Origin of the sequence: Chroococcus sp. FPU101 (assembly GCF_017312365.1) — a bacterium.
Taxonomy (GTDB): Bacteria; Cyanobacteriota; Cyanobacteriia; order Cyanobacteriales; family Microcystaceae; genus Chroococcus.
Genome location: NZ_BLJI01000011.1, coordinates 108,453 through 129,368, shown reverse-complemented (window position 1 = coordinate 129,368; position 20,916 = coordinate 108,453). Strand labels below are relative to the sequence as shown.

The window sequence follows — 20,916 nt, the reverse complement described above, 5'->3', positions numbered from 1 at the left end:
GTAGAGTTTTTGCTTTAGGAACACTTTTAGAGAATTAATCAATGAAACGACCCATACTCTGATAGACTTGAAAAAATTAGTTATTTATACTTATGGTTATAACGAGTAACTCTGCATTTTCGGTAGATTATTTGTTACGATCGATAAACGTGTTCAAGATTGACCTACATCACTTTCACTGACTTGTCATTGTTTGTACCGAATGTCACCCTCTATTCAGTGCCCATCGCTAAATCAACCTCTCTTAAAAAAATCCGATGTTTTTGCTTGGGCTAAGTCGCATTACCGCGATCGCACTTTCGGCAAAGATGAACCGATCCCGACTCGTCCTGGATTAATCTATATAGTAGAAAAAGGAGCGATCCGCATAGTTGGCCAAGCTCAAATGAATGTGTTAAACACAAAAGCAACAGCTTTAAGCACCAGCGAAGAAGTTTTCTTAGGGTTTGTCGGAGAGGGGCAACCGTTTGAAATAGTCTCTCAGCCTCAGTTTAAGCTAGAAGCTTATTCTCATCTTGATGAGACGGTTCTAATTTGGATCTATTGGCAAGACTTGGAACATTTACCTAATTTGCGTCAAGAAATTTTTGAGACATTTCGCTATCAGCATCAACGTAAACTATTTTGGCTAAGTATTCTAGGTCAAAAACGTTCGGTTGATCGTTTGATGGGTTTTCTTAATATTTTAATTGATGAATATGGTAAACCCTGCGAACAAGGTTATTACTTGCCTTATCCTTTAACTCATAGTCAAATGGCTAGTGCAATTGGTACAACCCGTGTTACCGTTACTCGTCTGATGGGAAAACTCCGTCAACAAGGGTTGATTTTTCTCTATGATGAGCATTTAATTGGGTTACCCAAATTGTTACAGTAAAAAAATCTTAGTTTTATTTTATGTAAGGGTTTGGTCATCAAACCCTTTCTACAATCTAATTACACAGATGCTAAAGATGCGTCATGTGATGGAATAGTATCCGATGGGGCTTGAAATTCGCCTGTAATCACATATTCTAAGCGTAATTTTAGCCAAGTAACAAATTGAGGATTAGTAGAAATAATCGCTACAGCAGGTTGAGGGCATTTAGCCTTAATTTGAGAAAATTCTGGGCTTTCTAGAAAAGCAGGTTGTTTAACTAACCAAAAATCAATTTCTTTGTTTTGTTCTTGATAATTTCTGGTTCGCTCTTTGAGAACTTCGTCAAAGGGTTCTTCTTCGAGTAAGAATTTTTGACTCGCTAAAACATAATAATAAGTGGTCATGATGGTTCCTTAAGTGCGTTCCTACAACTCTCATTAATTATAATTGGCCACGCATGGCTAATTTCATTTCTTTAACAGCGCGTTCGAGTCCAACTATAACCGCACGACTAATAATCGTATGTCCAATATTAAGTTCTTCGATCCCTGGCAGACAAGCGACAGGATAAACATTCCAATAGGTTAAGCCATGTCCTGCGTTGACACGTAAACCAGAAGCGATCGCAATTTCACAACCTTTCTTTAAAAATTCTAGCTCATTGTGACGACTAGCCTCATTATGGGCTTCTGCATATTTTCCTGTATGCAGTTCGATAAATTTCGCTTGTGTTTTTACTGCGGCTTCAATTTGAGAAGGTTCGGCATCAATAAACCAGCTTACAGGAATGCCAGCACTTTGTAATTGTTCGACCACTCCAGTAAAACGATCTAAATTCCCGACAATATCGATACCGCCTTCTGTTGTGACTTCTTGCCGTTTTTCTGGAACGAGCGTTACATAATCGGGTTTAATCTCGATCGCGATCGCAACCATTTCTTCAGTTGGTGCCATTTCTAAGTTTAAATGAGTTCTCACGGTTTGCCGCAATAGCCGAACATCTCGATCTTGAATGTGACGACGATCTTCTCTCAGATGAACTGTAATGCCATCTGCACCCCCTAATTCTGCCAAAACCGCCGCCGCTACAGGATCTGGTTCTACGGTTCTGCGGGCTTGTCGAACGGTTGCTACGTGGTCAATATTAACACCTAGTGTCAGCAAAACTAAAGTTCTCCTATCTTAGAAATTAGTCTAGACTTTCATTTTAATCAAATTCTTCATTAAATTTTAAGAGTATTGCATCGCTAAAATTTCATTGATGGGAATATGAGTCATTAAATAATCTTCCCCATCTGACTCGCTTACTACTTCAAGATAAGATTCAATACCCCTCGGTTGTGGGATGACTTCTCCATCTTCTGACATGGCTTTAAGGTGCAGTTTTAAGGCAGATTTCATATTGAGTAAAGTATTGTCTATTGTGTCACCAGTGGCAATACAACCTAATACATCTGGTGAGTATGCCGAAAATCCAGTAGAGGTTTTTTCAAGAACGATTAAATATTTATCCATCTTCTTTATTTTAAACCTGCTTGCTTTAAAATACTGTTGAGCGTACCTTTTCTGATTTCATCGCTTAATTTACCTGCAACGGTGACTTTACCTTTTTTAAAAGGATGTTTGTATTGACGATGGCTGCCTTCAGTATTGACCAAAGACCAGCCATCATCTTCAAGGAGTTTAATGATTTCTTTCACCTTCATAAAATGATTTTAATACTTACCTCATCGTTTCCTCATGTAATCTTGAGCTCACAACAAGAGCGTAAGTATGAGACAATCGGCTATCAACAAGGAAATTAGATAAGACAAACACGATATGTCAGAATCTACTATTGAATCGGTTTTACATGAAGAAAGAGTCTTCAACCCACTGTCGGAATTTTCCCAAAACGCACACATCAAAAGCTTAACTGAGTATGAACAACTTTATGAAAAGGCTAAAGCTGATCCTGTTGCTTTTTGGGCAGAACTGGCCGAACAAGAATTAGACTGGTTCGGGAAATGGGATACTGTACTAGATTGGAGCGATCCACCCTTTGCTAAATGGTTTGTTGGTGGAAAGATTAATATTTGTTACAACTGTATTGACAGACATCTGACAACATGGAGACGGAATAAAGCGGCTCTGATCTGGGAAGGGGAACCAGGCGATACCCGAACTCTGACCTATGCCCAATTACATCGGGAAGTCTGTCAGTTTGCTAATGTGATGAAACAGTTAGGCGTAAAAAAAGGGGATCGTGTGGGAATTTATCTACCCATGATCCCAGAAGCTGCGATCGCGATGTTAGCCTGTGCGAGAATTGGTGCGGTTCATGGCGTGGTCTTTGGTGGGTTTAGTTCAGAAGCCTTAAAAGAACGTCTCAATGATGCTGAAGCAACTCTAGTTATTACTGCAGATGGTGGCTTCCGTAAAGATAAAGTCGTCGCCCTCAAAGAACAAGTTGATCTCGCTTTAGCTGATAATGCTTGTCCAAGTGTCCAAAATGTGCTGTTGGTACAGCGTACTAAAGAACCGATTACAATGATTGAAGGGCGCGATCATTGGTGGCACGAACTCCAAAAACAAGTGTCTGATGACTGTCCTGCTGAACCGATGGACAGCGAGGATATGTTATTTATTCTCTATACTTCGGGTTCTACTGGCAAACCGAAAGGGGTGGTTCACACAACAGCGGGCTATAATTTATACACCCATATCACCACTAAATGGATCTTCGATCTCAAAGATACTGATGTCTATTGGTGTACGGCTGATGTCGGTTGGATCACAGGACATAGTTATATTGTGTATGGCCCGTTATCCAATGGTGCGACAACTTTGATGTATGAAGGGGTGCCGCGTCCTTCTAATTTAGGTTGTTTTTGGGACATCATCGAAAAATATAAAGTTAATATTTTCTACACTGCACCAACGGCGATCCGTGCGTTTATTAAAATGGGTGAAGAATTACCGAATGCACGTAATTTATCTTCTTTACGTTTATTAGGAACGGTTGGCGAACCGATTAACCCTGAAGCTTGGATCTGGTATCATCGGGTGATTGGAAAAGAAAAATGTCCGATCGTTGATACTTGGTGGCAAACGGAAACAGGTGGAATTATGATTACACCATTGCCAGGTGCAACACCGACTAAACCAGGTTCTGCTACACGTCCGTTTCCTGGTATTATAGCCGAAGTTGTGGATCTCGATGGTACTCCTGTTCCTGCCAATGAGGGCGGTTATTTAGTCATTAAACATCCTTGGCCAAGTATGATGCGGACAGTTTATAAAAATCCTGAACGCTTCCGTAATACCTATTGGGAACACATCGCCCCGCAAGATGGGCAGTATTTTTATTTTGCAGGTGATGGCAGTCGTCAGGATGAAGAGGGTTATTTCTGGGTGATGGGTCGCGTTGATGATGTGATCAATGTTGCGGGTCATCGTTTGGGAACAATGGAAATAGAATCGGCTTTAGTGTCTCATCCATCGGTTGCTGAGGCAGCAGTCGTGGGTAAGCCCGATGACCTCAAAGGAGAGGAAATTTACGCTTTCGTGACTCTAGAGGGCGATTATGTGGCTTCTGACGCACTTTTAAAAGAGCTTCAAGCCCATGTGGTTAAGGAAATTGGCGCGATCGCACGTCCTGGCGAAATTCGTTTTACCGATGTTCTGCCAAAAACTCGTTCAGGTAAGATTATGCGGCGTTTGTTGCGTAGTCTAGCAGCAGGTCAAGAAATTGTCGGCGATACTTCTACTTTAGAGGATAGAAGCGTTCTAGATAAGTTGCGTAGCGGTTCCTAATTGGTGTTGAGTGTTTCCCTTTTCACCGCCCCCTAACCCCCTCCACCTCACCCTAACCCTCTCCTCATAGGAGAGGGAACTATTAGGAGTACTTTTATATATAAGAGGGGGAACTATCAAGTATAAGTTTCTAAAGCATTTGGTAAAGTCAAAAAGGTTTACAAATCGTAAAAAACTTTTTAGGCTAAAGAAAAGTGATTACAGTAAACGGGCATGAAAGATCACATTATCGTTATTGGTGCAGGAATAGGAGGTTTAACCGCAGGCGCATTACTAGCCAAAAGAGGTTATCAAGTAACAATATATGATCAAGCGATCGTTCCTGGGGGTTGTGCATCGACTTTTAAACGCAAAGGTTTTATTTTTGATGTTGGGGCGACTCAGGTAGCAGGTTTAGAAGCAGGAGGCATTCACCATCGTATCTTCTCTGAATTAGAAATTGAATTGCCTGATGCTACTTATTGTGATCCCGCTTGTGCTGTTTTTCTCCCGAATGAAACTGAACCGATACGAGTGTGGCGAGATCCGATAAAATGGCAAGCAGAACGACAAAAACAATTTCCCAATAGTGAACCGTTTTGGCAACTTTTAGCAAAACTATTTCAAGCAAGTTGGCGGTTCCAGTCACGAGATCCCGTATTACCCCCCCGCAACTTTTGGGATATTTGGCAACTGGTTCAAGCGTTACGCCCTGATACTTTAATTACGGTTCCTTTTACTTTGATGACCGTTGGAGAAGCTTTAAAACTGTATGGTTTATATTCGGATCAACGCCTTAAAACATTTTTGGATCTACAGTTAAAACTATACTCCCAAGTCAGCGCGGACGAAACGGCTCTTTTGTATGCGGCGACGGCTTTATCTGTTTCGCAAGCCCCACAAGGATTGTATCACCTTAAAGGAAGTATGCAAGTATTGAGCGATCGTCTAGTGACAGCCCTCGAAAAATATGGCGGTAAACTAGAAATGCGTCACACCGTTGAAACTATCCACACCCAACAAGGAAAAGCAATAGGAGTTACTGTCAGAAATCAAAAAAACGGAAAAACTTGGACAGAAGAAGCGGATCAAATTGTGGCGAATGTAACAGTACAAAATTTAGTACAAATGACCGAAAATTTATCTAATCTTCTTTATCAAAAAAGAGTCGAAAAATTACCCGAACCATCTGGCGCATTTGTTATTTATTTGGGAGTTAAACGAGAAGCAATTCCAGAAAACTGCCCACCTCATCTACAGTTTCTCTATGATTATGATGGCCCCATTGGTGAAAATAATTCCCTGTTTGTGTCTGTCAGTCAACCCAATGATGGACGCGCCCCTGATGGAAAAGCGACTATTATTGCATCTTCTTTTACCAATACGGATAGCTGGTGGAAAGGGACAAAAGAAGAATACGAAAGCTTAAAACAACAATATACCCAAGAAGCACAAGAGCGACTCAGTTCATATTTTAATCTCACAGCCGATACAATTATTCACCAGGAATCAGCTACACCCTTGACATTTGCGCGATATACTGCTAGAAAGAACGGGATTGTCGGAGGCATAGGGCAAAGAATCTCAACTTTTGGCCCCTTTGGCATTGCGACTCGTACAAGAGTGAAAAATCTTTGGTTAGTGGGTGACTCGACTCACCCTGGTGAAGGAACCGCAGGCGTAAGTTATTCGGCTTTAACCGTAGTACGACAAATTGAGCATTAAATAATTTGTCCATTAAAAATTTTTTCTACTGGTATTTCGACATCGGGGGATGTAAGAGGCGCGATGTTTCCTGTCGTGTATTCTAGTTGGATACGATAATTGTTTCCTTCAGGTTGCTGGAAAACAATGACTTTTTTTGCTTTGACATCAACAACCGAGTATTCTAAAATTCCTGCTTGAGCGTATAATTGTTTTTTCTCATTAAGATCTTTATTGAGTGTAGAGTCCGAAATTTCAATCAGCCAAAAAATATCTTCACTATAGGGGTGATGCTGACTGTACTGGAACCAAGGTAGTCTCACAATAGCAATATCGGGTTCAGGTTCAGAATTTGCTAAAGTAATAGGACGAGCTTCACTAACCCAAGCACGATCTTTTAAACGAGTTCGTAAATAATTGACTAATCCTTCGCCATAAACTCTATGAAACGGACTTTCTGGAGTCATTTCGACAATCTCTCCTGATAATAATTCTACTTTGCGATCGTTTAAAATACCTGCTTCAATCATGCGATGGTAGTCATCAAGCGACCATTTAGCTAAAGTTTTTGTTGACTCAAAAATCATGTCTATTGAATTGAAAGTGAATAAAATATATTATGAGCAATTTTTAAACGCAAAGGTTTTACGTTTGATTTTAATCTGACACCCGATACAATTATTCACAAAGAATCAGCGACACCCTTGACATTTGCGCGATATACTGCTATGGATAAAGGTATTGTTGGAGAAATTGGACAAGGAATACCAACTTTTGGCCCCTTTGGGATCGCGACTCGTACAAGAGTGAAAAATCTTTGGTTAGTGGGTGACTCCACTCACCCCAGTCAAGGAACCGCAGGCGTAAGTTATTCTGAATTAACCGTAGTTCGACAAATTAATCATTGAATAACATTAATATTGCATCGAGGTCAAATCCTCGGTCATAGCTATGAATAAATATACTTTTAGACTCTACATTACGGGAAATTCTATCAGATCCCAAAGAGCGATCGCAAATCTATTTCGTATTTGTCGAGAAGAATTAGATGATCCATACAGTGTAGAAATTATTGATGTTCTAGAACAACCCTATTTAGCCGAACAAGAAAAAATTATCGTCACTCCAACTCTTATTAAACAACTTCCCCTACCTCTACAACGGATCATCGGCGATCTAACCGATACACAAAAAGTTATATTAGGTTTAAACTTAGTTCGTTACGACGCAGATTTTAATTAAAAAAAATAAACTCATAACGACTACAATATAAATAAAGCCAAACCCTTGTCATCCTTCCTTAACATCACCCGAACATGATTAAATAGAGCAGCGAGTAGACTTATAGTTATTTCCTAAGAGAATTTACTTAAGTAAAGCTCCTGATGAAATTAAATTTTATTAACTTTAATATGATAAAAGTTTATTTTAAGTTAAAAGGAAACTTAAAAATATGGATCTCATAACAGGCGCGGGGATAGTGACAAAAGGTGCTTTATATGGTGCTGGTCAGGCGTTGGGACATCAATGTGTTAAAAGACATATTAATGATTTTGAACAAGTCGTTAATGATCCTCAACAAGTATGGGATGATGGCTGGCAAAAAGATTACGAAGCGGGTGGAATTTCTTCTTGGGGACAAGAAGAAGAAATAGAAACAGCATAGTTATAATCAATTTTGTTTGACAAAGTTGTTTAGAGATACGTTGTAACAATTTTACAGAGTATCTAAGTATCTAATTAAACTAACTCTCCTAATATTGCTTGTTCTCTAATCTTTGAATAATTTTGAATATACTTAGATAAACCTAATAATTCTTCTAATTTTCTAGCTTGATTAGGCGTTATATCTTGTTTTTCTGCTGCATAAATAACTTCTCCTAAAAGAATTAATTTGGCTTCAATTGGGATTTGATTTTGCTGTCCTAAATTAATTCTCTCTTTAAAGCTATTGAAAATGCTTTCCCTTTTATATTTTTGTACAAAAGCATCACTAAACTGATCAAGCTCTTGAAGTTTTTGTTCAAACTGCTGAGTCAGTTCTAATGCTTGTGCTAGTTGTTCTTCTTGTTTTTGTGTTAAATTAGCTTGTGTCATACTAAATCCTCCAGAATCCCTACTGCTTGGTCTACTGATATTTTACTTTCTAAAATCCGTCCTAGAAATTCTGATAGGTCTTCTCCTGCTTCTTGTATGGTTTCATCCGCTATATCTGCCGTGTCAAGTCTAGTTACGATGAATGCAATGCGTTTTCTAAAGTTGCTAACCAGAAAAAGAGCATTGGTTAGTGTAGCAGTTATTCCAAGTAGTTTAGCATTGTTAGAAAAGTGTGATAAAAGCAAGCTGGCTAAAGCTAATCCATGCCTTGAGCGTTATTCAATCTCATTCAATTCTTGCAATAATTGATTAATTAAATCTTGAATAGCTTTAGGGATAGTCATTTCTGTTTTTACTAAACATTTCTACACGACCTAGCTCTCAAAATACATTAAATCAGTTCAAATTGTCTTCAGTCTTTTTTAAACTCATAACGACTACAATATAAATAAAGCTAAATTCTTGTCATCCTTCCTTAAGATCACTTGAACATGATTAAATAGAGCAGCAAGATGACTATATACTAAATTCCACTGCATGACTCAAGGTAGCAATAGATACCCTTCCAAAATTGATCTTTCAACTAGACTGAACATCAATGCAACCATCAGGAGAAACACATCAAAATGTTAGAAGAATACCGTCAACACGTCGCAGAAAGAGCTAAATTAGGTATCCCTCCCTTACCATTAAATGCTCAACAAACCTCTGAACTTTGCGAAATGTTGAAAAACCCAACCGAAGAATTAAAAGGAGAACTATTAGAATTATTGCGTGATAGAGTTCCCCCTGGAGTCGATGAAGCAGCCTATGTTAAAGCAGGTTTTCTAACAGGTGTAGCAAAAGGACAGATAGTTACTCCCGTAATTTCGGCTCAAGGTGCAGTTAGTTTACTTGGAACGATGGTCGGTGGGTATAATGTACAATCATTAGTCGAATTACTAAAATCGAGAGATCCCAATATCGCATCAACGGCGACATCTGCTTTAAGTAAAATTTTACTTGTTTTCGATGTCTTTAATGAAGTGGTCGAATTAGCCGATACGAACCCGTATGCTAAAGAAGTTTTAGACGCATGGGCAAACGGTTCATGGTTCATCAGTAAACCGAAAGTCAAAAAAGAAATTACCGTTACTGTTTTTAAAGTCCCAGGTGAAACCAACACCGATGACTTATCCCCCGCACCTCATGCTACCAGTCGCCCAGATATTCCCCTACACGCGACAGTCATGTTAGAAAGCAGAATGCTTGGGGGACTAGATACGATCGCACAACTCAAACAAAAAGGATATCCTGTAGCATATGTGGGTGATGTGGTCGGAACAGGCTCATCTCGAAAATCCGCGATTAACTCGGTTTTATGGCATATTGGCGAAGATATCCCCTTTATTCCCAATAAACGCTCAGGTGGTTATATTTTAGGCGGAAAAATTGCCCCCATTTTCTTTAATACAGCAGAAGACTCTGGCGCATTACCCATCGAATGTGATGTTACTAAAATGAATACAGGGGATGTAATCACAATTTATCCCTATGAAGGTAAAATCACTAATGAAGCAGGGGAAGTTATTTCGACCTTTGAACTCAAACCTGTCACTATCTTAGATGAAGTCAGAGCAGGTGGTCGTATTCCTCTGCTTATTGGACGTGGTTTAACCGATAGAACTCGCCAAACATTAGGACTCGGAACAAGTGATCTATTTGCCCGTCCAGTGATGCCCAAAGACACTGGAAAAGGCTTCACACTCGCGCAAAAAATGGTCGGGAAGGCTTGCGGTTTAGTTGGAGTACGTCCGGGTACATCTTGCGACCCCATCATGACTACAGTGGGTTCTCAGGATACTACAGGCCCAATGACACGAGATGAATTAAAAGAACTCGCTTGTCTTGGGTTTAATGCGGACTTAGTGATGCAGAGTTTTTGTCATACCGCAGCTTATCCTAAACCTGTAGATATTAAAACACACCACGAATTACCCGACTTTTTCTCTACACGTGCAGGTGTCGCATTACGTCCAGGTGACGGTATCATTCACTCATGGTTAAACCGAATGCTGTTACCCGATACGGTGGGAACAGGTGGCGACTCTCATACTCGTTTTCCCCTAGGTATTTCCTTTCCAGCAGGTTCAGGTTTAGTCGCATTTGCTGCTGCTTTAGGCGTGATGCCCTTAGATATGCCAGAATCGGTTTTAGTACGATTTACTGGAGAATTACAGCCAGGGGTTACACTACGGGATATTGTGAACGCTATTCCCTACGTTGCCATGCAAGAGGGTAAATTAACTGTAGCAAAATCGAATAAGATAAACGTCTTCAATGGTCGCATCATGGAGATGGAGGGTTTACCTGACTTAAAAGTTGAACAAGCATTCGAGTTAACCGATGCGACGGCGGAACGGTCTTGTGCGGGAAGTACAATAAAATTGAGTACCGATACGGTGGCTGAGTATTTGCGTTCTAATGTTGCTCTGTTAAAGAACATGGTTGCAAGAGGTTATTCTGATGCTAGAACCATCCTACGCCGTGTTGCTAAAATGGAGCAATGGCTGGCTAATCCTATTTTGATGGAAGCCGACGCAGATGCAGAATATGCCGATATCATTGAAATTAATTTAAGTGAGATTAAAGAGCCGATCGTTGCTGCACCGAATGATCCTGATAATGTTAAACTACTCTCAGAATGTGCAGGCGACAAAATTGATGAGGTCTTTATTGGTTCTTGTATGACCAATATCGGACATTATCGTGCTGCTGCTAAGATTTTAGAAGGAGTTGGACAAACGAAAGCGAGACTCTGGATATGTCCCCCAACTCGCATGGATGAACAACAGTTACGGGAAGAAGGCGTATATGGCGTGTTTGCTGCATCAGGGGCGCGTACTGAAATGCCAGGCTGTTCTCTGTGTATGGGCAACCAAGCACGGGTTCCTGACGGTGCGACAGTGTTTTCCACATCTACCCGCAATTTTAATAACCGTATGGGGAAAGATGCGCGAGTTTATTTGGGTTCTGCGGAACTCGCTGCGGTGTGTGCATTACTCGGAAGAATTCCCACTGTTGAGGAATATTTATCAATTGTTGCGGATAAAATTAAGCCTTTTGAGGGTAATTTATACCGCTATCTTAACTTCGATCAAATTGCTAATTTTGAAGACGAAGGTCGAGTTATTCCCCTTGATGAAATGCCCCGCATTGAGGATATTTTAGGAATGCCCGTCGGTACGACCTAACCCCCAACCCCCTTCCCTACAAAGAAGGGGGCTTTTATCTACTGATATTTTCGGATTTGATGTTAGTTTTGTCGGAAAATTGGGAACTCTAAAAAAAGAAAATACACGACAAAGCATTATGAAAGCATCAGAGACGAGTTTTCGCAATTTATTAGAGGGTACTAAGCAATTTCAGATTCCTCTTTTTCAAAGACCTTATTCTTGGAAAAAAAGCGACTGGGAAACTTTGTGGGAAGATTTAATGAGACTATATAATAATGAGATAGAAGGTTCTCATTTTCTCGGTTCCATTGTTACACAAGCACTTCCTGGAACAGCCGATAGTATATCGCCATATTTAGTAATTGATGGGCAGCAAAGACTAATTACGCTAACTATTATATTATTAAGTTTACGTTTTTATTTAAAAGAAGAAAATGCACATGGGGTCAAATTAGCTGAAGAATTATATGAATGCTACCTAATCAATAAATTTAAAAGTGACAATAATTACTATAAAGTTTTACCTACTCAAGACGATCAAGAAGTTTATAAAAAAATAATTTTAGACGAATCTATTAATGATACTTTAAAGAGTAAAATGATTTTTAAAGCCTATGATTTTTTCAGAGAACGGCTTAAAACAAAGAAATCAGAAGCAAAAATTGATTATGGAAGATATAAAAATTTATTACTAGAACGAATTGTGTTTGTCAATATCACTTCTGATGATCGAGATAATCCTTATCTGATATTTGAAAGTTTGAATAATAAAGGTCAAGAGCTAACTCAGGCAGATTTAGTAAGGAATTATATTTTTATGAAATTACCGCATAATGAGCGAGATACGGTATATGCACAAAAATGGCTTCCATTAGAAACTTCGTTTAAAAATATAATTCCCCAAGAGGATAAATTTGCCAATATTTTAACCAATTCTTTTTGGTTTTATCTTCGCAAAGATGGAGAATCTGTTAATCAAAAAGATGTATATAAAGCCATTAGAAAACACCTTGATTGCTCAAATATAAACATTAAAGATGAATTAGAGAAAATTATAAAATTTTCTTACTACTATCAACGTATGGCTTTTTCTGAGCTTGAAGAAGAAGCCAACTTAAAAAAATTTTTTACTTACTTTAATCGATTAGATTTTAGCACTTGTCATATTTTTCTTTTAAATGTTTATAATGATTATCAAGAAAAGCGTTTATGTATAAATGATTTTGTGAGAATACTAAACTATTTAGAATCATATTTTGTTCGACGTTTTTTTACTGATAAACCTACTAAATCTTTAGGAAAAATATTTGATAATCTCTATAAAGAAGTTACTCAGACAGTAAAAAATAAAAATCTGGCAACATTAGCAGATGGATTATACCAAGTTTTGGAAAGTTACGAGGGCGAAAAAATATGGCCATCAGATGATGAATTCAAGCAGGGAATAATGACAAAGTCTATATATAGTAAAAGTTCAAATGATCGAGTTAAGCTTTTTTTAGAAATTCTGGAAAGTCATCAAACTCAAGAAATAGTAAATTTTACTAATCTTAGTATTGAACATATTATGCCACAGAAACTAACTTCAGATTGGCAAAATACATTAGGTAATTCCCATGCTAAAATTCATAAAAACTTGGTTCACACTTTAGGAAATTTAACTTTGACAGCCTATAATTCGAGTTTATCAAATAGTTCATTTGATAAAAAGCTTAAATTATTCAAGGACAGTAATGTGTATCTTAATAAATATCTTTGTCAACTAAATACTTGGAATGAAGAAGAGATCAAAAACCGAGCTAATCATCTAGCTGATTTAGCGATTAAAGTTTGGCCAAGATAGATAGATTGTTCCCCCTCCACGTAGGAGGGGGCTAGGGGGCGGTAGAGAGAAATTAGGGGAGAGGTCAAAATGAAACATATCGTTACAGGACAACACATATCATCCATTAAACTACAACGCGCTAAAGAACTTCGTAGTAACATGACTCCAACAGAAAAAATTCTTTGGCAACAATTACGAAAAAATAATCTTAATGGTTTACACTTTCGTCGTCAGCAAATTATTGATGGATTTATTGTAGATTTTTACTGTCATGCAGCAGGTTTAGTTATAGAAATCGATGGCGACATTCATCAAGAGCGAGTAGAGTATGATAGGGAACGCGATGAAATTTTATCAGCTAAAGGATTACGAATATTACGGATAAAAAATGAAGAAGTAACAGAAAATATAGAAGATGTTTTAAAACAAATATTAGATGCTTGTGACCTAACCCCCCAACCCCCTTCCCTATAAGGAAGGGGGCTTTGCTCTCCTACAACTCTAAGATTTAATATAAACTCTATTTAACATTGGGAAACTGACGACGCAATAATAAAGAGTTGGTTACGACTGTCACTGAACTAAAAGCCATAAAAGCACCGGCAACCGCAGGACTTAAAATAAAACCAAAACGAGGAAGTAAAAGACCCGCAGCGATCGGAATTGCAATAAGATTATATCCTAAAGCCCAGAATAGATTCTGACGTATTTTCTGAAAAGTTCCCAAACTCAATCGAATTGATTCTACAACATCCGAAAGACGATCGCGCATCAAAATAATGCCAGCCGTTTCAATAGCGACTTCGGTTCCCCCTTTTAAAGCAATACCGATATCAGCTTGAGCTAAAGCTGGAGCATCATTAATCCCATCTCCCACCATAGCAACTAAAGAATGATTCTGGAACGATTGAATCAATTCTGCTTTTTGTTGAGGACGGATATTTGCATAAACGTGAGTAATTCCGAGTTGTTGAGCAATGGCTTGAGCAATCACGTCATGATCCCCTGTAATTAAAATAACTTCTAATCCTAAATCTTTCAATTGTCTAACCGTAGAGAGGGCATCAGGACGTAATTGATCTTGTAGAGCAATCATACCAAGCAACTGCTCATCACTCGCCAGATAAACCACCGTTTTTCCTTGCTCTAAAAGCGGTTCTGCATGATTATGAATTATCACCCCCTGAGCCTTTAACCAGTCTCTATTACCCAATAAAACCCGTTTTCCTGCGACATTTGCCGATACCCCCAAACCTGCCTCAGTTTGATAATCACTTCCCGATAAAAGAGGTAATTCTTTTTCTTGTATGGCATCGAGTATCGCTGTTGCTAAAGGATGATTCGTACCACTTTCTACTGTTGCCGCCAGTTGTAATAGAGCATCTTCTGAGACATCTGTCAAGCTAAGACAATCCGTCACTTGAGGATGTCCTACAGTGAGCGTTCCTGTTTTATCAAAAACAATTGTTTTTAAACGATGAACTTTCTCTAAAATATCGCCACCTTTAATCAAAATACCGCGTTCTGCACCGATACTCGTCCCCACTAACATCGCCGTTGGAGTCGCTAAACCCAACGCACAAGGACAAGCAATGACCAAAACTGCGATCGCAAGCTTTAAACTTAAGATCATAGGAGAAGGTGTTATCATCATCCCCATCTCGTGATTCATTTCCATCACATTAAGAACCGAGGGAAATAACTTGACACCGATAAAATACCAAAACAAAAAGGTTAGAGTCGCAAAAGTAATCACTGAGTAGGCAAAATAACCCGCAACCGTATCGACTAATTGTTGTACTGGGGCTTTCCGAGTTTGTGCTTCTTCGACAGATGCGATAATTTTGGCTAGAGTTGTATCAGAACCGATTCCAGTGGCTTGAATTGCGATCGCACCCGATAGATTTAAACTTCCTGCTGTTACAATGTCCCCAAATTGCTTGACGACAGGTATCGACTCACCCGTTAATAACGATTCATCTATTGTCGTTTCCCCAATCACCACTTTGCCATCAACTGGTATTTTTTCTCCTGGTAAAACTTTTAAACATTCACCGACTTTCACCTGTTCAACGGGAATCGCAATACCCGATTGATCTAAACTATGAGCATGACCAATTAAGTAAGCAATGGGAGGCTGTAAAGCGACTAATGCTTCTAATGCGACTCCTGCGCGACTTCTGGCCCTTGCTTCTAGAGTACGACCGAGTAAAATAAAACCGAGTAACATTACGGGTTCATCAAAAAAGCATTCCCAACCCAATTGAGGAAACACCAAAGCAATACAACTTGTTAGATAAGCACTGAGCGTCCCTAAAGCCACTAAAGTATTCATATTAGGGATTTTGTGCCACAAACCGCGCCAACCATCGACTAAAATGGGACGACCAGGAATCAATAACGCCAACGTTGCTAAAGCCCAGTGAAAACCAATATAATTTAGAATAGGAATGCTCGGCCCGCCACTATGCTCTAAATGTCCGAGTGTCGAGAAAAATAACAACAGTCCAGCAATGACTAAACCCCGTATTTGCTCTTTTTGTTCAGTTTCTCGCTTTTGCGTGGCTTTTTGACTTAATTGCTCAATGGTTTGACTAACACGAGGTTGCGAGGGAAAACCGATATCAGTGAGTTTGTCGGCTAAGTTTTCGGGTTGAACCACTTCGGGAAGATATTCAACTACGGCAACTTCTGTCACCAAATTAACACAAGCTGAAGTTACACCCGCATTCTCGCTTAATTGTCGTTCTACAGCACTCACACAGCCTGCACACTTCATCCCCTTAACATCGAGTGTAGCTGTTTTTATCGGTTGTAGCGTTGTTTTTTCTGGAGATTGAATCATAGAGGGTTTAGTTGATAGTTGAATTCCTATCCTCATGATAACAAGCGTGAATCTTCTCAAAATCCTGTGTACACTGATGTTAAGGAAACTCTGTTTAATGGTTCTTTTGTAATGATTTACACGACGCAACAACTGATTAACATATTAGACACAGAGATGCGGGCTACGTGTAATGGAGAACGTATTCTATTAAATTGTGCCAATCGCATTGATAACCCTGTTTTAGCCAAAGCATTAAACTTAGAGAAAGTGGGTAAAGTTTTTGCTTATCAAGATTTTCGTCGTCAAATTCATGAGTATCAGCGAGAATATCAGGTATCGGGTGTTATTTGGCGTGTCTGTACCTTTAATAACCAAACGATTCAATTTCCCGAAATTCATAATCAATTAATTGCCGTTTCGGGTGATAAAGAGATTTTAATGGCGGCTAAATCCTCAATTCTCGAATTTTGGCAAGAAATGACGCAAAATATGAAGTTTTGGTTAGCCGTTGATTGTCAATTCCCCATTTCAGAAAAGATGATTGCAGACTTGATTCAACAAGCAGAATGGGCTGAGATAGATGCCACTCGAACAGATCTCTATTTAGGATTATGTTGGGGAGATCCAAAAGAGTATATTTATCAATGGGCTAAACCTGAATCTGGTTGTCATCGCATTATTGCAGCAGTTAATCAACCCAGTTCAATTAAGGTTTAAGTTAAAATTAAAATTAGTTTTACTCAAAAAAGTTGAGTTCCCTAGAAATATTAATTAAACTTAAATGGCAAAAAAAGCATTTATTTGCTAAGGATTGTGGAATCACTGCCTTTAAGAAATCACTTTTTTAACTGGAGTGAATATGACTAAATCAACGATCGCATTACTGTGTTTAAGTGTAATTGGGTTGGGAGTCACACCAGTAGCACAAGCTCAAACCGTCAGCCCTTCTGGAATTACGATTATTCGAGAAGTTAGCCCCGATGTTACAGGTCGCTCGTACTATAATCGACGCTCTAACTATCGAAACTACTCAGATTATCGCAGACCGACTCAAACAAATATAATCATTATTAATAACGATTCTTACAGATCCGATGATCCTTCTCGTTTTTATCGTCGTGGACGGGGTCAAACTTTTAATCGAGATGTGATGATACAAAGAGGACGTATTGATCAGCCAACTCGATAATATTATCCTCCCAAATGCTGATTTTTTTTCTAGCACAGGAAACTTACTAAAATCTTCAAGAGCAGGTTAGAATTTAAGCGATCGCTTATGATTTCGATTATTATCCAAGACCAGATCGCTTATGCTAACTCGCAAACCAGATAACCTCGCTAATGTTCCTATTATTGTTACTGCTGTTACCGAAGAAGAACGCATTAAGCAACAAAGAATGAATGATGTTTTACTGCTTCTAGAACAGTTAGTTGAACGCGAAGAAGTTACAGTGAAAAGGATTTTGGATTGTTTGTATGATGTCGGTTCGATTAATTTAATTAATAAAAAATTTAAGACGCGATCGTTAAATCGGTTCCTCAAATGGATCGCTAAATTAACCCGTCCCACTTTCAGAGTAGTAGCTTTGTATTGGTTTAAACGCAATTGTCCTTTATTGATTACAAATTGGTTGGCGACAAAAGTAAAATTTTAAAATAAGGAGATTGACAAATCTCCTTAGTTGTGTCTATGGGCCACCAAAAATAGCGGATTCAACGTCTTGACGACTCAGAGAATATTTAAACGATCGAATCAGATCATTACCATCCTCAGCTGCATCAAGATAACGTACTGTTAATTCTTCAACGTCTAATGACAGTTCAGCTTTCCAGTTCGGACGTTCTATTGTCCAAAAATGAAGCTGCTCAGAATCTTGTTGACAGCCTAAGTCTGATAGCCATTGTTCGATAAGCGGTAAGGGATGATTATATAAAGGTGTTTCAGCCGTCGGCATCATATGATCGAGAATAAGAGGGACTATACACTAGAATAATCCTTTCTTGAATCGGTTGAGGGTTGATCGAAGAGTGGGTAACAGGAAACAGGCTATCACCTCGTAGAATAGCAACCGCGATCGCTAATAACAAGCACCCTGCCAAAGTAATTCCCATGATAAATAAAGCAAAAATTTCACCACCCGAAAGAGGTCGATCAGTCGGATCAAGATAAGCTGATCTTTTCCATCGTTCTTGATCAGTTTGATCTCGTTCTGGCGGAGCTTGAATCACATTAATACGAGAATAACCGATTTTGAGGTCATATAGAGTTCGTCGTTCTGGATTACTCAGTGTTCCATAAGCTTCATTTAAGCGTTGAAATTTAGCTGTAGCCACTGATGCAGCTAACTCAGTTGTATCTGGATGATATTGCTTACTCAATTCTCGATAAGCGCGACGAATTTCAATCGCCGAAGCAGACGGATGTACCCCTAAAATGCCATAATAGGTATCTGCCAAACGAATTGACACAGGGATCTGACGAGAAGTCGATTGCGGGTTAGATCGCTCTTGGGTCACAAGATTTTTGCTAATTACTGTTGAATGAATATTTTAACTGACTTAATTATGAAATCCTACTCTCTACGTGCTATTAAATTTTTGTTGATCATTTTAATCGCTTTGATAGCCAGTTTCCAGCTATGGAGCGTAAAAGCTGTCAATGCGGGAATTAATGACGATCGCTTTGATGGTAATATTTATGTCGTCTATGCGGGTAATGGTTCTCTCGTTCCTTCTAAAGTGGCTTTTGCGGATGCTTTAAAACGTGAAGCACCGATTATCTTGGTCTATTATTTGGATGATAGCCGAGATTGTAAACAGTTTGCGATCGTTGTTTCACGGATGCAAGAATTTTATGGAAAACTCGCTTATCTAATTCCTGTCAGCGTTGATGGAATTCAGAATAAAGCTTCCTACGCGACCAATGAAACAGGCTACTATTATCAAGGTGTTGTTCCGCAAACCGTTATTCTCGATCAAAATGGCAAAACAGTTTATAACGGTAAAGGGGTTGTTCCGTTTGAAGAAATCGATACTGCTTTGAGAAAAGTCTTTAATTTTGCACCCCGCGACAAATCTTCTACCCTAGAACGACGCTCATTTAATGAGTTTAATACAGAACTCGTCCCACAATAGTAACTAAAAGCATCCCCTCTTTTTCTGAGGGGTTATTTTTTTTTGTAACTTTTAATACAGACAAAATCTAAGTCGTATACTCAGCGTTGATCTTTACATAGTCATAACTCAAATCACAACCCCAAGCGACCCCTGTTCCAGAACCATTACCAACACAAACCGAAATCAGTACCGTATCATCTTTTAGATAAGCACCTGCGGCAGCTTGTTTAAGATAATGACTCGCGGCGGCCCGATCAAAAGGAAGAGGCTGGCCATTTTCCATCATCAGAAAATCACCCAATTTAATCATGAGGTCTTCTTGATGGAACGTTACGCCCGCACGTCCAGCCGCCCCCGCAATTCTTCCCCAGTTGGGATCGCGTCCAAAAATGGCAGATTTCACTAAAGATGAACCAACGATCGTTTTAGCAATTTTACGGGCATCTTCATCATCGGCCGCCCCTGTGACTTGTACTTCTACTAAACAAGTTGCACCTTCACCATCTCTGGCGATCGCTTTGGCTAAATACTGACACACTTCAGTCAGCATCGCTTCTAATTTTTGCCCATCTTTATTCATTTCAGTAATAGTGGCGGTTCGAGATTGACCATTCGCCAGAGCAATTAAACTATCATTGGTGCTAGTATCGCCATCTACGGTAATTTGATTAAAACTAGCATTGGCCGCACGAGTTAACATCTTTTGCCAAAGTGAAGTAGAAACCATCGCATCACACGTGACAAAAGAAAGCATCGTCGCCATATTGGGATGAATCATCCCTGAACCTTTAGCAATGCCACCAATTCGTACTGGACGACCATCGATCATTGTTTCTAGAGCGATCAATTTGGGAACTAGATCAGTTGTTACAATAGAGCGTGCTGCTGCTTCCCCCCCAGTTTCCGATAAAGCGGCGACTAGAGACGGAATCCCTTTTTCTAGGATATCCATCTTAATCCGTTGCCCGATGACTCCTGTCGAAGCGAGAAGGATGGCATCGCGATTGATCTTCAGTTCTTGGGCTAGGATTTGTGCGCTTCTTAAAGCATCGAGCCTGCCTTGTTCTCCAGTGGCTGCGTTGGCTTGACCTGCATTACATAAAATCGCTCTGGCACTGGCTTTTTTGTGGAGACTAGACCGACAATAATCGACACAAGCGGCGCGAACTTGACTCGTTGTAAAGACACCTGCGGCGATCGCGTCTGTTTCTGAGACAATTAATGCTAAATCGGGTAAACCAGAGGGTTTTAAACCTGCTGTAATTCCTGCGGCTTTGAATCCTTTAGGTGCTGTGACACTACCTTCGATCACTTGCCAATCTGTCATCTTTTTTCCCTATGAATGCTTTGAAAGATGATGCTAATTATATCAGTCAGAGGAAAATGAGTGTTTTTTTTCAAATGAGAGCTTAATTTTTAGAGTCATTTTTTAAATTTTCAAGGTGTAAAGTAGTGAGCTAGATTCCAAAAGGAATACTTTTTTGATGGGAGAAGTTAA

Annotated in this window: 23 protein-coding genes and 1 pseudogene; 13 read left to right on the top strand and 11 right to left on the bottom strand. The window is 39.2% G+C overall.

From position 1 onward, the window contains the following. The first annotated feature begins 202 nt into the window (after positions 1-202). Entirely contained in the window at positions 203-877 is a 675-nt protein-coding gene (locus tag CFPU101_RS12340) for a Crp/Fnr family transcriptional regulator (RefSeq protein ID WP_206815638.1), read from the top strand. Positions 878-936: 59 nt separating this feature from the next. Here the strand turns inward: CFPU101_RS12340 and CFPU101_RS12335 are convergent, their stop codons facing one another. The 4 genes from CFPU101_RS12335 to CFPU101_RS12320 form a co-directional block, all read right to left on the bottom strand. Continuing rightward, positions 937-1,263 carry an MgPME-cyclase complex family protein gene (locus CFPU101_RS12335; protein ID WP_206815637.1) on the bottom strand — a complete coding sequence of 109 codons (327 nt, stop codon included), beginning with the start codon at positions 1,261-1,263 and terminating at the stop codon, positions 937-939. A gap of 37 nt (positions 1,264-1,300) precedes the next feature. Beyond that, entirely contained in the window at positions 1,301-2,023 is a 723-nt protein-coding gene (locus CFPU101_RS12330; protein ID WP_206815636.1) for a pyridoxine 5'-phosphate synthase, read from the bottom strand. Between the two features lie 66 nt (positions 2,024-2,089). Next, positions 2,090-2,374, bottom strand: coding sequence for a type II toxin-antitoxin system HicB family antitoxin (locus tag CFPU101_RS12325; protein ID WP_206815635.1), 285 nt, complete (start codon positions 2,372-2,374; stop codon positions 2,090-2,092). A 5-nt stretch (positions 2,375-2,379) separates the two neighbouring features. Then, positions 2,380-2,565, bottom strand: a complete 186-nt coding sequence (locus CFPU101_RS12320; RefSeq protein ID WP_206815634.1) for a type II toxin-antitoxin system HicA family toxin — start codon at positions 2,563-2,565, stop codon at positions 2,380-2,382. 115 nt (positions 2,566-2,680) lie between these two features. On the opposite strand from CFPU101_RS12320, the gene acs reads away from it, so the two are divergent. Both acs and crtD read left to right on the top strand, forming a co-directional pair. Next, positions 2,681-4,654, top strand: coding sequence for an acetate--CoA ligase (acs, locus tag CFPU101_RS12315; RefSeq protein WP_206815633.1), 1,974 nt, complete (start codon positions 2,681-2,683; stop codon positions 4,652-4,654). Positions 4,655-4,867: 213 nt separating this feature from the next. Continuing rightward, on the top strand, positions 4,868-6,358 hold the full coding sequence (gene crtD / locus CFPU101_RS12310; protein ID WP_206815632.1) for a C-3',4' desaturase CrtD: 1,491 nt from the start codon (positions 4,868-4,870) through the stop codon (positions 6,356-6,358). Here crtD and CFPU101_RS12305 read toward each other — a convergent pair. Then, positions 6,355-6,924 (bottom strand): Uma2 family endonuclease, encoded by a 570-nt coding sequence (locus CFPU101_RS12305; RefSeq protein ID WP_206815631.1) that lies wholly within the window; start codon positions 6,922-6,924, stop codon positions 6,355-6,357. The two genes, crtD and CFPU101_RS12305, sit on opposite strands and share 4 nt — an antisense overlap. A gap of 69 nt (positions 6,925-6,993) precedes the next feature. Here CFPU101_RS12305 and CFPU101_RS12300 point away from each other — a divergent pair. The 3 genes and pseudogenes from CFPU101_RS12300 to CFPU101_RS12290 form a co-directional block, all read left to right on the top strand. Beyond that, a pseudogene (locus CFPU101_RS12300) lies at positions 6,994-7,245 on the top strand (C-3',4' desaturase CrtD); the annotation flags it as partial. A gap of 43 nt (positions 7,246-7,288) precedes the next feature. After that, positions 7,289-7,579 (top strand): circadian clock KaiB family protein, encoded by a 291-nt coding sequence (locus CFPU101_RS12295; RefSeq protein WP_206815630.1) that lies wholly within the window; start codon positions 7,289-7,291, stop codon positions 7,577-7,579. A 211-nt stretch (positions 7,580-7,790) separates the two neighbouring features. Next, entirely contained in the window at positions 7,791-8,003 is a 213-nt protein-coding gene (locus CFPU101_RS12290) for a hypothetical protein (protein WP_206815629.1), read from the top strand. 74 nt (positions 8,004-8,077) lie between these two features. Here CFPU101_RS12290 and CFPU101_RS12285 read toward each other — a convergent pair whose 3' ends face one another. Next, the gene (locus CFPU101_RS12285; RefSeq protein WP_206815628.1) at positions 8,078-8,434 is read right to left on the bottom strand and encodes a hypothetical protein; all 357 of its coding nucleotides are present in this window, start codon (positions 8,432-8,434) and stop codon (positions 8,078-8,080) included. Beyond that, positions 8,431-8,679: a hypothetical protein gene (locus tag CFPU101_RS12280; protein ID WP_206815627.1), complete on the bottom strand. Its 249-nt coding sequence runs from the start codon at positions 8,677-8,679 to the stop codon at positions 8,431-8,433. The genes CFPU101_RS12285 and CFPU101_RS12280 overlap by 4 nt, the downstream gene beginning before the upstream one ends. A 381-nt stretch (positions 8,680-9,060) precedes the next feature. On the opposite strand from CFPU101_RS12280, the gene acnB reads away from it, so the two are divergent. From acnB to CFPU101_RS12265, 3 genes are all read left to right on the top strand, one after another. Continuing rightward, complete coding sequence (gene acnB, locus CFPU101_RS12275; protein ID WP_206815626.1) at positions 9,061-11,667, top strand: bifunctional aconitate hydratase 2/2-methylisocitrate dehydratase; 2,607 nt, start codon at positions 9,061-9,063, stop codon at positions 11,665-11,667. Between the two features lie 118 nt (positions 11,668-11,785). Continuing rightward, entirely contained in the window at positions 11,786-13,492 is a 1,707-nt protein-coding gene (locus CFPU101_RS12270; RefSeq protein WP_206815625.1) for a DUF262 domain-containing protein, read from the top strand. Between the two features lie 69 nt (positions 13,493-13,561). Then, the gene (locus tag CFPU101_RS12265) at positions 13,562-13,948 is read left to right on the top strand and encodes an endonuclease domain-containing protein (protein WP_206815624.1); all 387 of its coding nucleotides are present in this window, start codon (positions 13,562-13,564) and stop codon (positions 13,946-13,948) included. Between the two features lie 46 nt (positions 13,949-13,994). On the opposite strand, the gene CFPU101_RS12260 is transcribed toward CFPU101_RS12265, so the two are convergent. Beyond that, on the bottom strand, positions 13,995-16,319 hold the full coding sequence (locus CFPU101_RS12260) for a cation-translocating P-type ATPase (protein ID WP_206815623.1): 2,325 nt from the start codon (positions 16,317-16,319) through the stop codon (positions 13,995-13,997). Positions 16,320-16,430: 111 nt separating this feature from the next. On the opposite strand from CFPU101_RS12260, the gene CFPU101_RS12255 reads away from it, so the two are divergent. The 3 genes from CFPU101_RS12255 (at position 16,431) to CFPU101_RS12245 (ending at position 17,956) form a co-directional block, all read left to right on the top strand. Then, positions 16,431-17,018 (top strand): hypothetical protein, encoded by a 588-nt coding sequence (locus CFPU101_RS12255; protein WP_206815622.1) that lies wholly within the window; start codon positions 16,431-16,433, stop codon positions 17,016-17,018. Between the two features lie 142 nt (positions 17,019-17,160). Further along, positions 17,161-17,490 carry a hypothetical protein gene (locus tag CFPU101_RS12250; protein WP_206815621.1) on the top strand — a complete coding sequence of 110 codons (330 nt, stop codon included), beginning with the start codon at positions 17,161-17,163 and terminating at the stop codon, positions 17,488-17,490. A 121-nt stretch (positions 17,491-17,611) separates the two neighbouring features. Further along, positions 17,612-17,956, top strand: coding sequence for a hypothetical protein (locus CFPU101_RS12245; RefSeq protein ID WP_206815620.1), 345 nt, complete (start codon positions 17,612-17,614; stop codon positions 17,954-17,956). A gap of 33 nt (positions 17,957-17,989) precedes the next feature. Here CFPU101_RS12245 and CFPU101_RS12240 read toward each other — a convergent pair whose 3' ends face one another. Both CFPU101_RS12240 and CFPU101_RS12235 read right to left on the bottom strand, forming a co-directional pair. Further along, on the bottom strand, positions 17,990-18,259 hold the full coding sequence (locus tag CFPU101_RS12240; RefSeq protein ID WP_206815619.1) for a DUF3143 domain-containing protein: 270 nt from the start codon (positions 18,257-18,259) through the stop codon (positions 17,990-17,992). Beyond that, entirely contained in the window at positions 18,243-18,818 is a 576-nt protein-coding gene (locus CFPU101_RS12235) for a J domain-containing protein (protein WP_206815618.1), read from the bottom strand. Before CFPU101_RS12235 ends, CFPU101_RS12240 begins: the two co-directional genes overlap by 17 nt. Before the next feature lie 48 nt (positions 18,819-18,866). On the opposite strand from CFPU101_RS12235, the gene CFPU101_RS12230 reads away from it, so the two are divergent. Continuing rightward, on the top strand, positions 18,867-19,436 hold the full coding sequence (locus CFPU101_RS12230) for a thylakoid membrane photosystem I accumulation factor (protein ID WP_206815617.1): 570 nt from the start codon (positions 18,867-18,869) through the stop codon (positions 19,434-19,436). A 67-nt stretch (positions 19,437-19,503) separates the two neighbouring features. Here CFPU101_RS12230 and argJ read toward each other — a convergent pair whose 3' ends face one another. Further along, a complete protein-coding gene (argJ, locus tag CFPU101_RS12225) occupies positions 19,504-20,745 on the bottom strand; it encodes a bifunctional ornithine acetyltransferase/N-acetylglutamate synthase (protein WP_206815616.1) in 1,242 nt (413 codons plus the stop codon). Positions 20,746-20,916: the final 171 nt, after the last annotated feature.

Excerpts from the sequence above, each read along its gene's own strand:
- CFPU101_RS12340 (WP_206815638.1), top strand. The coding sequence starts at position 203 with ATGTCACCCTCTATTCAGTGCCCATCGCTAAATCAACCTCTCTTAAAA.
- CFPU101_RS12335 (WP_206815637.1), bottom strand. The coding sequence starts at position 1,263 with ATGACCACTTATTATTATGTTTTAGCGAGTCAAAAATTCTTACTCGAA.
- CFPU101_RS12325 (WP_206815635.1), bottom strand. The coding sequence starts at position 2,374 with ATGGATAAATATTTAATCGTTCTTGAAAAAACCTCTACTGGATTTTCG.
- CFPU101_RS12320 (WP_206815634.1), bottom strand. The coding sequence starts at position 2,565 with ATGAAGGTGAAAGAAATCATTAAACTCCTTGAAGATGATGGCTGGTCT.
- acs (WP_206815633.1), top strand. The coding sequence starts at position 2,681 with ATGTCAGAATCTACTATTGAATCGGTTTTACATGAAGAAAGAGTCTTC.
- crtD (WP_206815632.1), top strand. The coding sequence starts at position 4,868 with ATGAAAGATCACATTATCGTTATTGGTGCAGGAATAGGAGGTTTAACC.
- CFPU101_RS12305 (WP_206815631.1), bottom strand. The coding sequence starts at position 6,924 with ATGATTTTTGAGTCAACAAAAACTTTAGCTAAATGGTCGCTTGATGAC.
- CFPU101_RS12295 (WP_206815630.1), top strand. The coding sequence starts at position 7,289 with ATGAATAAATATACTTTTAGACTCTACATTACGGGAAATTCTATCAGA.
- CFPU101_RS12290 (WP_206815629.1), top strand. The coding sequence starts at position 7,791 with ATGGATCTCATAACAGGCGCGGGGATAGTGACAAAAGGTGCTTTATAT.
- CFPU101_RS12285 (WP_206815628.1), bottom strand. The coding sequence starts at position 8,434 with ATGACACAAGCTAATTTAACACAAAAACAAGAAGAACAACTAGCACAA.
- acnB (WP_206815626.1), top strand. The coding sequence starts at position 9,061 with ATGTTAGAAGAATACCGTCAACACGTCGCAGAAAGAGCTAAATTAGGT.
- CFPU101_RS12270 (WP_206815625.1), top strand. The coding sequence starts at position 11,786 with ATGAAAGCATCAGAGACGAGTTTTCGCAATTTATTAGAGGGTACTAAG.
- CFPU101_RS12265 (WP_206815624.1), top strand. The coding sequence starts at position 13,562 with ATGAAACATATCGTTACAGGACAACACATATCATCCATTAAACTACAA.
- CFPU101_RS12260 (WP_206815623.1), bottom strand. The coding sequence starts at position 16,319 with ATGATTCAATCTCCAGAAAAAACAACGCTACAACCGATAAAAACAGCT.
- CFPU101_RS12255 (WP_206815622.1), top strand. The coding sequence starts at position 16,431 with ATGATTTACACGACGCAACAACTGATTAACATATTAGACACAGAGATG.
- CFPU101_RS12250 (WP_206815621.1), top strand. The coding sequence starts at position 17,161 with ATGACTAAATCAACGATCGCATTACTGTGTTTAAGTGTAATTGGGTTG.
- CFPU101_RS12245 (WP_206815620.1), top strand. The coding sequence starts at position 17,612 with ATGCTAACTCGCAAACCAGATAACCTCGCTAATGTTCCTATTATTGTT.
- CFPU101_RS12240 (WP_206815619.1), bottom strand. The coding sequence starts at position 18,259 with ATGATGCCGACGGCTGAAACACCTTTATATAATCATCCCTTACCGCTT.
- CFPU101_RS12230 (WP_206815617.1), top strand. The coding sequence starts at position 18,867 with ATGAAATCCTACTCTCTACGTGCTATTAAATTTTTGTTGATCATTTTA.
- argJ (WP_206815616.1), bottom strand. The coding sequence starts at position 20,745 with ATGACAGATTGGCAAGTGATCGAAGGTAGTGTCACAGCACCTAAAGGA.